The following is a 12,355-nucleotide window of genomic DNA, read 5'->3' on the forward strand; positions in this document are numbered from 1 at the left end:
TTTGTCATGCAGTCAAGGGTGGCGATTATAGCAACCTAATCTTATCTTTGAAAAAATAAGCAACCTCATGAGCTCTTACGAGCATATTTTTTGAGCGTTATTTTTTCATAGCAAACTTTACACTATCTATATTTGTTACTATCAATCCTATAGTTATTAAAAAAAGTACATTTAAATTTTTGATTTATATATACTATAAATTAACCATGTGAAGATTTTATGAAGTTAAGACTAAGAATAAGGTGGTGGGCAATCCTATCTGATTCTTAGTCGTATGAATTCAGGGACATCTGCTTTACTCCCTCTTGGAGAAAAGCAGATGTCCCAAATTCCTTGATTTGGTGACAGTCGCTTTTGCAGAGTGCGAGGGAGTATTAGATCGGATAGTCATCGGATAAAGATTTTTAGTAACAAACTTTAAAGTACATATAAAATAGAAGATTACTATAAACTTTATATAACTGTGTAATCTACATATAATCTTTATAAAGTTCAGTTATTATAAAGATTAATATTATAATTAGCTTTTTACAATATAAAATTGAGGTGAGTAGTATGAATAAGATTTTAATAGTAGAAGATGAGGAAAAGGTATCTAACATTCAAAAGGCATATTTAGAGAAGGAAGGTTATGAAGTATATACATCAACAACTGGACTAAAAGCTTTGAAATTATTTGATTCCATTGAATTTAGTTTAGTAATACTTGATTTAATGCTGCCAGATATTCAAGGAGAAGAAATATGTAAAATCATAAGAGATAAATCTGATGTGCACATATTTATGGTTACTGCCAAATCTGCATTAGAAGACAGAATAGAGGGGCTTAATACAGGTGCAGATGAGTATTTAGTTAAACCTTTTAGTCCAAGAGAACTGGCTGCTAGGGTTAATTCTTTATTCAGAAGGTTATGTGTAAATAGTAGCTCAATTTTATCTTTTGGCAATGGAAATATTCAAATATATAAAGACAGCAGAATAGTAAAAGTTAAGGGAGAAGAAATTTCTCTTACTCCTAATGAATTTGATATTTTATATGTTCTTGCAGCAAACAAAGGAAAGGTTCTTAGTAGAGAACAATTAATTGATAGGGTATTTGGTATGGATTTTGATGGATTTGACAGAACAGTAGATGTTCATATAAAAAATATAAGAAAAAAAATAGAAGAAGACAGCAAAAATCCTAAATATGTTTTGACAGTTACCAGGCTAGGATATAAGTTTGGTGGTGATAATTGATGTATAGTATTAGGCGAAAGCTAAGTATTATAATTTTAACTTGCTCTATACTAGCTGCACTTCTAACTGCTATTTTTGTAAATATTACAATAAATAATAAGTTTAGTGAATATATGGTAAGTAATCAGAATAAAAGAAATGATAGAATAGTACAGTATTTTCAAGAGGTTTATAAAAGAGATAAAAAATGGACTGCAGATTCGGGAAGTGAAATGAAGCATGAGGCATATATGAGCAATTATTGTATAACTCTTTTAGATTTAAATAAAAAGTTGGTTTGGATGATGGATCCAAAGGACATTAGAGAAAAAGAACATTTTAAAGCTTTGGATAGTAAAAATGGAATTTTTACTACAAATACTTTTTCAGTTAAATATAATGGTGATGTTGTTGGATATGTACAGATTGGTCAATATTCTTCAGTATTATTGTCTACTGATGATGTGAATTTTAAGCTATCTATTAACAAAGGAATTGTTGCAAGTATTTTTTTTAGCCTTCTTATTGTAATAATTATCAGCCTGTATATTTCAAAGCAGTTTTCAGTACCTATTAGAGAAGTGTCAAATGTATCAGTAAAACTATCTAATGGAGATTATAGTTATAGAACTGATGTAAAAACAGATATATTAGAGATCAAGAAACTTAAAAGTAGTATAAATACCTTAGGAGAGAAACTTAATTATCAGGACTTATTAAGAAAAAGGCTAGTTTCCGATATATCTCATGAAATAAGAACTCCACTTAATATTCTTCAAAATAACTTAGAAGCCATGATTGATGGAATTTATCCTGTAAATACGGAACAGTTAATAGGTTTAAATGACGAGGTTATTAGGTTTGGAAAACTTTTAAATAACCTAAATATCCTAAAAAAATTTGAAGAAGATACAGTTTCTATTAATAAAGAGATGATCTTATTAGATGAATTATTATCTGCAGTATGTGATGATTTTTCAATTGCATTAAAAGAGAAGAACATAGATTTAGTTTATAATATAAGACCAGGTAAAGCTTATAGTGTAATTGGACATAAAGACAAATTAAAGCAGGTATTTATTAATCTTTTATCTAATGCAGTAAAATTTTCAAATTACGGAGGAAAGGTTTGGGTTAATTTAAGTAGAGATAAAGAAAATATTATTGTGAGTATAAGAGACACTGGGATTGGAATTAGCAAGGAAGATTTACCTTTTATATTTGAAAGGTTATATAGAGGAGATAAGAGCAGAAACAAAATTGAAGGAAGTGGAATAGGATTAACCATAGTAAAGGATATTTTAACTCTACATTCAGCTTCTATTGAAGCTCAAAGTGAAGTAGGAAAAGGATCTACATTTACTATACGATTTAGAAATAATGTTTAGTATTAATTGATTGGGATATACTTGTAGTTGTAATGTTAACTAAATTTATAAAGGAGTGGTATTATGGCCATAACAACATTTAGGGCAACAACAAGACGAAAGAAAGGTATTGCAGTTACATCAGAAGCAAGAGGGTTTAAGGTAGACATTGATGAACCAGAAAGATTAGGTGGAACTAATACTGGAATGAATCCGGTTGAATTAGTTCTTTGTGCTTTAGGTGGATGCCAAACAATTCTTGTGTCATCTTTTGCTAAAAAAATGGGAATAAGTCTGGAGGATTTTTGGGTAGAGTTAGAAGGAGAATTGGATCCAGATGGATTTATGGGACTATCAGATGTGAGACCGGGATACCAGAGAATAAGATATAATATGCATATAAAGAGTGATGCTTCAGAAGAAAAAATTAGAGAGTTCATCGAATTCATTGAAAAAAGATGCCCGGTAGGAGACACAATAGGAAATGTTGTTGAACTAGAAAAGGCAAAGATTACAATAGAGAAATAATTATTAAACTAAAAGTGATTAATAAAGTAAAAATATAGAGTTTACTTTTATTTAATCACTTTTTTATACCGTTTTTTATTATGATAATTAGAACAGCTTCAAAGTTACTCTTGAATATTATTAGGGTAATATAGATTTTGTAAAAAATCATAACACGAAGAGGTTTTAATAATGCTTTATTTAATATAGGTTTTTCTGATATTTTCAAGGTCAGCTTTTTTGATATCATCCACCAATTCAATAATACCTAGAACTTTACCATCCTTTACTATTCCATAACCAGAGGCTTCATTAAAGGTAATATCTAAATCTATGACTCCTTTTTTTCCATCAAAGGATTTAAAGGTTTCAGCGGTTTTGGCTGATACAAGTTCAAATTTTCCTTCTGTGTTATCAAAAGCAGTCAAGTCAAAGGTTAGTTTAGTTTGGATGTTTTTATCTACTACAATTATGAGAGGTTTAAATTCATAACCAATACCTTTTATTGTAGCACTTTGATTTTTACCAATTACCATTGCAGTACTGACTAGGCTTTCAGTTGGAACTTTGTTTAGATCATCTCCATATATGCTTGGACTTTGCTGCATATTTGATGAATTACCGCTAGAAGATACGGAACCTCCACTACAGCAATTAGGAGTACTAGCTGGTGGAGTTGAAGGATCTACCTTAGATGTATCAACAGAATCCAGGTTATCTACGACTCGAATTACTCCAGTTATCATTCCCATCCAACAGCTAAAGTTTATATCTTTGTCATCTGGCGTAAACTCTATTACATTTTCACCATTATTTAGTTGCTTTTTTATATTTAGAGATGGTACTACAATTGCATTGTTACAGGAAGTTATTTGTTTACCATCTATTATCCATTTAACAGGAATGTTTTTCTTTACATACAGTACATTAGGTGTATATCCATTTCCATCTGCAGTCATATTTACTATCTGAACTCCATCTTTTAAAACAGCTTTAGTGATATTTCCTCCAGAAGCAGCAAGAGATTGATTGTTATGAGGTAAAAGAGAAGCTACAGATGAAACAACATTTAATCCAGCTAAAGACAAACCTCTGTTACTCATAATTAACCCTAGAACAAGTACAAGGACTCCACTAAATTTTAAAATCTTTTTAGTGTATCCTTTGCTTAGCAGGCCAGAAACTGCACCAAAAGTTAACATTAAAGGTACTGTACCTAATGCAAATATGAACATGGAAAGAGCTCCTTTAGAAGCACTGCCTGTACCAAGAGCATATAGCTGCATAGTCTGAAGAGGTCCGCAGGGCATTAAACCATTTAAAATACCTACCATAAATGGAGTTTTAGGCTTATTCTTTATAGAACAAAAGGACCAGGGGAGTTTTATTTGAAGCTTTTTAAAGAAAGTAAAACCCGCCATATTAAGTCCCATGATAATCATAAATAAACCAGCAAACAGTTGAAGAGCAGCTTGAGTTTTTATGGATAATGAAAGTACAGAACCTAAGGTACCAATAATTCCACCTAGAACTGTATAGGATATTAATCTTCCTAAATTATAAAGCAGTGCAGGTTTAATTGCCTGAAGTTTATTGGTACTTTCATTAGATAAGCTTTGAGAAAGCATTATTCCACCACACATTCCAACACAGTGTATGGAGGTAAGAACTCCAACTACAAAGAGTACAAAACAAGTTGCTCCTTTAAGCATATTATTCATATCAAAGCCACCAGTAGAATTACCTATAAGAATAATGGCAACTGCTATCATTAGTATACTGGCAAATCTAAATTTATAAGAATTCTCAGTACTATAACCAGCACTGTTTATACAATTTGTTATATCCTTTAAGCTGCAAAGTTCAGAATCATATTCTATGTCTACAAATTCATCACCATAATTGGCTTTTGCATTAAAAACTCCTACTAATTTTTTTAAATCTTTTTCTATAATTTTTTCACAAGATGTACAAGTCATATTGTATACTTTTAATCTTATATTTTTAATACTCATAAATTCACCTCGTCAGTATATTAATAATACTATTATTTATCAAAAAATTATTTATAGGTCGTGTATATATGCACACTTTTTACTGTGCAATTACATTTAATAGGTATAATATACAAAATAGTTATGTAGAAGTTATGAAGATTTATATAAAAAATATCTGCATATTAAAATTTGTTTTAAAACAAATTTTTTTATTACTTAATCTTTATTTTTTCTTCACATGAGACTTATATAATAGAGCACAAATAATGAAAAATGATTGCAAATAATAATTTTAAATAAAAATTAAAGGAGTTGTTGTTTAGTTGCATACTTTAGTTTGTGTGAAACAAGTACCGGATACTACAGAGATTAAAATGAATCCAAAAACAAATACCTTAGATAGATCAAGCGCATCTACAATTATTAATCCCTATGATGCACATGCAGTAGAGGAAGCTGTGAAAATTAGAAATAAGTTTGGAGGTAAGGTTTCTATTATTTCAATGGGACCATTACAGGCAGAGGAAGTTATTAAAAAGTGTATTGAAATGGGGGCTGATGAAGGGTATCTTCTTTCAGATAGAGCTTTTGCTGGATCTGATACCTTAGCTACAAGTTATATACTTTCAATGGGAATAAAAAAAATAAGTAAAAAGGATCCAATTGATTTAGTGTTTTGTGGAAAGCAAGCTATTGATGGAGATACTGCTCAGGTTGGACCAGGTATTGCCTCTAGACTTGGAATACCTCAGTTAACCTATGTAGAAAAAATAGAATCTTTAAATCTAAAAAATAATACTGTGGTGATACACAGAAAAATTGATAATGGCTATGAGATTGTTGAATCAAAGCTCCCTTGTCTAATCACAGTTGAAAAAGATATAAATGATTTAAGTTTTTCTTCATTATCAAATATGATTAAAGCAGCTCGCTACAAATCAACAGTTTGGGGAATTAATGATTTTGAAGCAGATATAGGTCAGTTAGGGCTTAAAGGTTCTCCAACTTCAGTTAGACGTATATTTCCTCCAACTCAAAGATCTGGTGGAGAATTACTAAAGGGAAATATTGATGAGGTGGTAAAACAGCTTACAGATAGCTTAAAAGGAGGAATAGTTAGATGGCAGTTATAATTGCAGATTCTAATAAAGTTTTAAAGTCAGAAAGAAATAGTGAAGATGTATGGGTTTTTGCAGAACAAATGGAAGGCAAGTTAGCCTCTGTTACTCTTGAACTTATTGGTGCTGCAAGAAAGCTTGCTTCAAAATTGGAAGTAAAGGTATGTGCAGTTTTATTAGGTGATAAAGTTGAAACTATAATACATGAGCTTTTTGTACATGGTGTGGATACCGTATATGTTATAGATGATGAAGTATTTCATTTTTATAGGGCTGAGACTTATAATAGAGCTTTCTGCTATTTAATAGATAAGTATAAACCAGAAATATTGTTAATGGGAGCAACAACTACTGGAAGAGATTTAGCTGGTGCTGTTGCAACTGCAATAAAAACTGGACTTACAGCAGACTGTACTCAGCTAGATATCGACTTAGAAAAAAGAATATTACTTGCTAGTCGGCCGGCCTTTGGTGGAAACATAATGGCCACTATTGTATGTGAAAAACATCGTCCTCAAATGGCGACTGTTCGTCCAAGAGTTATGCCAATGCCAGAGCCTAAAGTAAATAAAACAGGCGCTATAATTAGAGAGACTTTCAAAATTGAAGAAAAATCTCTTAGAACCTGGGTGCTTGAAATTATTAAGGAACAGTCAGAAAATACAAAACTTGAGGATGCTAAAATTATAGTTTGTGGTGGAAGAGGTGTGCAGAATCAGGAAGGATTTAAGTTGCTTCAGGAGTTAGCAAAGGTTGTTGGTGGAATAGTTGCAGGAAGCCGTGGTGCTGTGGAGAAAGGTTTAGTGGAGCATAAACGACAGGTTGGGCAGACTGGTCAAACTGTGTCTCCAAAGATATACTTTGCTATAGGAATTTCAGGTGCAATACAGCATACTGTTGGAATACAGGGAGCTGAAACTATAGTTTGTATAAATACAGATTCAGAGTGTGAAATGATGAAGTTAGCTACCTACGGAATACAGGGAGATGTTTTTAAAGTATTACCTAAATTAATTAATAGTTTTAAGGAAGTACTAAAGGATATTTCAAATATAGAAACTAAAGATTTATGCACAATTGTAAAGGAGGGGTAAAGAGTGGCTGAAAAATTTGATGTTATTGTTGTAGGCGCAGGAGTTTCCGGTCTTGCAGCAGCATATGTAATGGCAAAGGAAGGTCTTAATGTTATTGTTATTGAAAAAGGTAAATATCCTGGTTCAAAAAATGTTATGGGTGGAGTATTATACCGCCATATGATGGACGAGATTATTCCGGAGTTTTGGAAGGAAGCACCTCTTGAACGTCCTATTGTTGAGCAAAACTTTTGGTTATTGGATAAAGAGTCTGTTACAAAAACAGGTTATAAAGGAATGGAATGGTCAAAGCCTCCTTATAATAATTTTACAGTCTTCAGAGGAAAGTTTGATCAGTGGTTTTCAAAAAAATGTGTAGAAGCTGGAGTTTTAATTGTAAATGAGACTGTTGTAAAAGAATGTATTGTAGAAAACAATAAGGTTGTTGGAGTCAGAACAGATAGACCGGATGGAGATATTTATGCTGATGTAGTTGTTCTTGCAGACGGTGTAAATTCATTACTAGCTAAAAATCTTAGATTTCATAAAGAATGGCGTAAAGATCAGGTAGCCCTTGCAGTTATGGAGGAATTAAAGCTGCCTTCAGATAAGATTGAAGAGCGATTCAACCTGGATAAAGGTATGGGAGCAACCATAGAAATGTTTGGGGATGGAACCTTAGGGATGGTAGGTACAGCCTTTATCTATACCAATAAGGAACATATATCTATTGGTTGTGGAGCTTTGCTTTCACAGATGAGTGAGAGAAATGTTAAGCCTTATGAGTTGTTAGAATATATCAAACAGCATCCTATTATTAAGCCTTTAATTGCAGGTAGTGAAGTATGCGAGTATTATGCACACTTAATTCCAGAAGGAGGGTATAACAGTATATCTAAATTAGTAGGAGACGGGGTAGTAGTAATTGGTGACGCAGCACAGTTTGTAAATGGTATTCATAGAGAAGGATCAAATTTAGGAATGACCTCTGGACGTTTTGCCGCCGAGACTATTATACAGGCTAAGAAACTAGGTAAATTCAATGAACAAACACTTTCACATTACCAGGAGCTACTTAAAGAAAGTTATGTTATGAAGGATCTAAAAAAATATAAGAATGCATCCATAACTATGGAAGAAAATCCACAGTTCTTCAATCATTATGTACCAGCAGCTAACAAGGTAATGAGTGAAATGTTTACTGTAGATGGAGTATCAAAGAGGGACAAGCAAAAATTAGCTATTAAACATATGGCTGGTGGAAAATCTATATTAAGTATGGGTATGGATGGATTTAAAATATGGAGGGCGATGAAATAATGGAGGATATAAAAGTAAAAGTTAATATTGATGATAAGCTGTATTTAAATACTTATAATGTTGATAGCGTTTCACATTTAGATATAAAAGATCAGTCTATATGTGAAAATTGTAATGAAAAGACCTGTACTTTCATTTGCCCAGCTTATGTTTATGAATTTAAGGATGGACATATTACTGTTGGGTATGAAGGTTGTCTTGAATGTGGAGCCTGCCGTATAGCTTGTTCTTATGATAATATTGATTGGAACTTCCCTAGGGGAGGCTTTGGTATACAGTTTAGATTGGCATAACAGAATTATGAGTTATATAAAAATTGAGATGTGATCAAGTGATTCTTATACTCAGGTGGAGTTTGCCTGTGAGGAATACCTCTTACCAGAACAGAACTCGTAAAATGCCATTTAGGCATTTTACCCATCTGAGGCTTAGAAGAACTTATCCAGGGGTGTAAAGTAGCTATCCTCCAGTTAGGCAGAGGGCCTAAATCTATGATTTAGTGGGAATCACTTACTCCTTCGACAATAGGACAAGGAGTTTCATACAAAGCTGGGGGTATTAAATGGTAGCGATGGGATAAATGCATAAGAATGAGACTGGGACTATATTTTGCGATATTTAAAACTCCGGAGATATCCGGAGTTAAATTATTATATGGAAAATTTTCATGTAAAATCATATAAATGATTAAGGTATGTTATTTTTATATTTCTCTAATCCATACTCATTAATTCATGATCAATAGAAAGTGTTTTGTCAATCATTACTTGTGCAGGATAGGTAATATAGGATATATCACCGAGGATAAAGCCATGCATAAATGGAGGACGAGGCATATCTTTTGGAGGTATAGGTTTTATCGATTTAATATATTTTTCAACCACAGATGGTATCATGTTATTTCCAGTTAAAAGAAGAGGGGTGTGCTTGCCCATATGAGCCAATGACACTCCAGCTATAATATCCACTGGATGATCTAGTTCTCCGAAGGTAAATGCATGTCCTTCTTTATAATTTCTTCCCCAACCAAATTTGGTTTTAGAGTCTTTAAACTTAGCAAAATTAACTGCTATATCATAAGGTGTATCTCCGTCAATTCTATATATGTGTTTAACATTTTCTAGTTGAGATAGTTTTTTTTCAACATCTTCTGATATAGTTTTAGTTGATCCTATAATATAAATATTTATTTCATTCATCTTCTTAATAGATTCAAGAGTGCAGTAAGGAATACTGTTCCTTTGTACATACAGGATAGGATCTCCATGATGTGCAGACCAGTAAGAAGCCATAATGCCCTCAGAGTAATTTTCACCAGAAACTATAAGAATATTTTGAAACTTTTTTCTTATAGTAGGTATTCTACAAGCGGTTTCAAAATGATTACGTCCTGTTATATGGTATGTTCTAAAACCATAATGATTTAGAGTTAAAGATATATTCCTTGAAATATTGCCAACTAAAATTACATGTATTCCGTTGTAACCTTTAGGGGATAATCTGCAAATTTCACTTAATGTTTCTTGACGTAACATATTGCCATCAGTAAATAGGAGAGATGCATTGATTGGAAGATGAACTAAGGGTGTTGCTGCTATCCCATCAAAGACTCTATTTTTATTTACTAATATAACAGTGTTAGGTTTCATGTGAGTAAAAACAATTTTAGATACTTCTACAGCAGTATCTACAGAATTATTACTGCATATTCTTGTAGTATTTGATGTAAGTGGACATCTGCTTAAGTTTCGATTCATTATTTTCCTCCTAAGAAGTTATATGTAGATATTATATGTTTGAAAGATATATTTAGTGATAAACATATGGCATAACGCTAAGAAGGAATAATAACTTGTCAATACAAAGGCACCATTTATATATTTATAAATTGCATAGGAGTAATTTAATGTTTCCTTTAAAGTAGAAAATTATAAAAAATCATCTATTGATAATAAAGTCTTCATAAAATCTACATAAAAATCTTGTATAATGCAAAGGAACTTATAGTTCGATGAATTGGAATAAGTTATGATGTTTTATAGCTTTAGGGATTTGTGTAAAGTATCCAATACAGATACTATATCAATTTACCAAAGTATGTTATTTAGTATAGATGCATTAATTTACATATTTATACTGAATAAATATTAAAGTTAGGAGAGGAAATATTGAATAGAAGATTAAAGCAACTTTTAATGACATTAGCATTTACAGTAGCAGTTAATAGTGTGGTTTTTGCTCAGCCAGCAAATAGTACTAAGTCATATTCAAAGGTTCAACAGCTTGAAGGAAGTATAGAAAATTTGGACAACCAAATAGAAGGGGTAATGAATAAAATTAATGATAATAAAAAGCAGATACTAGTAAAAGAACAAGATATAAAGAATTCCGAAAATGAATTAAAAATAGTTGAAATTGATATGAAAAAACAAAAGGAACTATTTAATAGTAGAATGAGAGCACTTTACATAAATGGTTCTGGTGGATATTTGGATATGCTTTTAGGTTCTAGCGGATTTGGAGATTTTATTTCAAGAGTTGATATGGTTAGTAAAATCATAAGCTTGGACAATAAGATTATTTCAAATTATAAGACAAAAGAAAAGGATATTGCCGATAGGATGGACAAGTTAAAAACAGAAAATAAGAAATTATTGGCATTAAAATCTGAGAATGAGAATAAACTAAATGAACTTAATAAAAATAAAGATGACCAAAAAAAGTTAATAGAAGAAGCTAAACAGCAGCAGAAACAATATGCAGCAGCTGAACAAACTGCTGTAAGTGCAGCTGTAAATCAGGTTACTAGTATAAGAAGTGAAGCACCTAAGATAACCCTATCTAGAGGAAGTTCGCCTATAAGTAATGATAATGTTGTAGCCTATGCTTCAAATTTTTTAGGCACACCTTATGTATGGGGAGGAACTTCACCTAGCCCAGGTTTTGATTGCTCAGGATTTACTCAATATGTGTATGCACATTTTGGAGTGTCAGTAGGGAGAACTACATATGATCAGATTAATGATGGAGTAGGAGTATCAAGAGATCAGTTACAACCAGGTGATTTGGTGTTTTTTGGAACAAAATCTAATCCGCACCATATGGGCATATATGTAGGTAACGGAGCTTATATACATGCACCACATACAGGAGATGTAATTAAAATTTCGCCTCTTTCAAGAAATGATTATTTAACAGCAAGAAGAGTTAGATAATATGAAAACTTGTAAGTGCATAGCCAAATTTAAAAAAACAAAGTTTCTATATTTTATTCACATTTCCTAGCTATAATTAATTCAAATAGTAAATTATGAGTAGTAAAAAGTTAGGGCTTGGGGAATATAATACAAAATTAGTATGTTCATAAAATGATATAAGACATAAAAGATATCATGATTTATATATGATTTTTTTAATAAAAAATTTATACAAATATTAAAAGCTTTCTTTAAGTTATAAATTTAAATTAACTAAAGAAGGCTTTTTTAATTTTGATTTAGACAGAATTTTATATGTTTCAATTAGCTTCTTATTTTTGTTATGTTCATAACTAATAATTTGTTTTTGTATAATTAAATTTAAATTTATGATAATACTAGTATAATAGATATAATTAAATAAATTCTATGATAGTGTAAAGTTTGCTATGAAAAAATAACGCTCAAAAAATATGCTTGTAAGAGCTCATGAGGTTGCTTATTTTTTCAAAGATAAGATTAGGTTGCTATAATCGCCACCCTTGACTGCATGACAAA

General features: G+C 31.4%; 10 protein-coding genes. 8 read left to right on the forward strand and 2 right to left on the reverse strand.

All coding sequences use genetic code 11. The features are described from left to right. Positions 1–555: 555 nt before the first annotated feature. The 3 genes from HBE96_RS17765 to HBE96_RS17775 all read left to right on the forward strand — a co-directional run bounded on the left by HBE96_RS17765 (position 556) and on the right by HBE96_RS17775 (position 3,113). Positions 556–1,239, forward strand: coding sequence for a response regulator transcription factor (locus tag HBE96_RS17765; protein ID WP_169299064.1), 684 nt, complete (start codon positions 556–558; stop codon positions 1,237–1,239). Continuing rightward, the gene (locus tag HBE96_RS17770; RefSeq protein ID WP_169299065.1) at positions 1,239–2,606 is read left to right on the forward strand and encodes a sensor histidine kinase; all 1,368 of its coding nucleotides are present in this window, start codon (positions 1,239–1,241) and stop codon (positions 2,604–2,606) included. Before HBE96_RS17765 ends, HBE96_RS17770 begins: the two co-directional genes overlap by 1 nt. Positions 2,607–2,669: 63 nt before the next feature. Further along, a complete protein-coding gene (locus HBE96_RS17775; RefSeq protein WP_169299066.1) occupies positions 2,670–3,113 on the forward strand; it encodes an OsmC family protein in 444 nt (147 codons plus the stop codon). 176 nt (positions 3,114–3,289) lie between these two features. Here the strand turns inward: HBE96_RS17775 and HBE96_RS17780 are convergent, their stop codons facing one another. Then, positions 3,290–5,107 carry an urease accessory protein UreH domain-containing protein gene (locus HBE96_RS17780; protein WP_169299067.1) on the reverse strand — a complete coding sequence of 606 codons (1,818 nt, stop codon included), beginning with the start codon at positions 5,105–5,107 and terminating at the stop codon, positions 3,290–3,292. 305 nt (positions 5,108–5,412) lie between these two features. Here HBE96_RS17780 and HBE96_RS17785 point away from each other — a divergent pair, with 305 nt between their 5' ends. From HBE96_RS17785 to HBE96_RS17800, 4 genes are read left to right on the forward strand one after another with little or no spacing between them, the layout of a single operon-like run. Continuing rightward, on the forward strand, positions 5,413–6,222 hold the full coding sequence (locus tag HBE96_RS17785; RefSeq protein ID WP_169299068.1) for an electron transfer flavoprotein subunit beta/FixA family protein: 810 nt from the start codon (positions 5,413–5,415) through the stop codon (positions 6,220–6,222). Beyond that, entirely contained in the window at positions 6,210–7,301 is a 1,092-nt protein-coding gene (locus HBE96_RS17790; protein ID WP_169299069.1) for an electron transfer flavoprotein subunit alpha/FixB family protein, read from the forward strand. Before HBE96_RS17785 ends, HBE96_RS17790 begins: the two co-directional genes overlap by 13 nt. A gap of 3 nt (positions 7,302–7,304) precedes the next feature. Next, entirely contained in the window at positions 7,305–8,600 is a 1,296-nt protein-coding gene (locus HBE96_RS17795; RefSeq protein WP_169299070.1) for an FAD-dependent oxidoreductase, read from the forward strand. Continuing rightward, the gene (locus HBE96_RS17800) at positions 8,600–8,893 is read left to right on the forward strand and encodes a ferredoxin family protein (RefSeq protein ID WP_169299071.1); all 294 of its coding nucleotides are present in this window, start codon (positions 8,600–8,602) and stop codon (positions 8,891–8,893) included. Before HBE96_RS17795 ends, HBE96_RS17800 begins: the two co-directional genes overlap by 1 nt. Before the next feature lie 420 nt (positions 8,894–9,313). Here HBE96_RS17800 and HBE96_RS17805 read toward each other — a convergent pair whose 3' ends face one another. Beyond that, the gene (locus HBE96_RS17805; RefSeq protein ID WP_169299072.1) at positions 9,314–10,357 is read right to left on the reverse strand and encodes a cell wall-binding repeat-containing protein; all 1,044 of its coding nucleotides are present in this window, start codon (positions 10,355–10,357) and stop codon (positions 9,314–9,316) included. A 411-nt stretch (positions 10,358–10,768) separates the two neighbouring features. Between HBE96_RS17805 and HBE96_RS17810 the strand changes: the two genes are divergently transcribed. Next, positions 10,769–11,815: a C40 family peptidase gene (locus HBE96_RS17810; RefSeq protein WP_206154989.1), complete on the forward strand. Its 1,047-nt coding sequence runs from the start codon at positions 10,769–10,771 to the stop codon at positions 11,813–11,815. The last annotated feature ends 540 nt before the right edge of the window (positions 11,816–12,355 follow it).

It is taken from the genome of Clostridium muellerianum (assembly GCF_012926525.1).
Lineage (GTDB): Bacteria > Bacillota > Clostridia > Clostridiales > Clostridiaceae > Clostridium_AM > Clostridium_AM muellerianum.

Bases quoted from the DNA above. Each gene is read 5' to 3' on its own strand.
- HBE96_RS17790 (WP_169299069.1), top strand. From the start codon at position 6,210: ATGGCAGTTATAATTGCAGATTCTAATAAAGTTTTAAAGTCAGAAAGA.
- HBE96_RS17770 (WP_169299065.1), top strand. From the start codon at position 1,239: ATGTATAGTATTAGGCGAAAGCTAAGTATTATAATTTTAACTTGCTCT.
- HBE96_RS17780 (WP_169299067.1), bottom strand. From the start codon at position 5,107: ATGAGTATTAAAAATATAAGATTAAAAGTATACAATATGACTTGTACA.
- HBE96_RS17775 (WP_169299066.1), top strand. From the start codon at position 2,670: ATGGCCATAACAACATTTAGGGCAACAACAAGACGAAAGAAAGGTATT.
- HBE96_RS17800 (WP_169299071.1), top strand. From the start codon at position 8,600: ATGGAGGATATAAAAGTAAAAGTTAATATTGATGATAAGCTGTATTTA.
- HBE96_RS17805 (WP_169299072.1), bottom strand. From the start codon at position 10,357: ATGAATCGAAACTTAAGCAGATGTCCACTTACATCAAATACTACAAGA.
- HBE96_RS17765 (WP_169299064.1), top strand. From the start codon at position 556: ATGAATAAGATTTTAATAGTAGAAGATGAGGAAAAGGTATCTAACATT.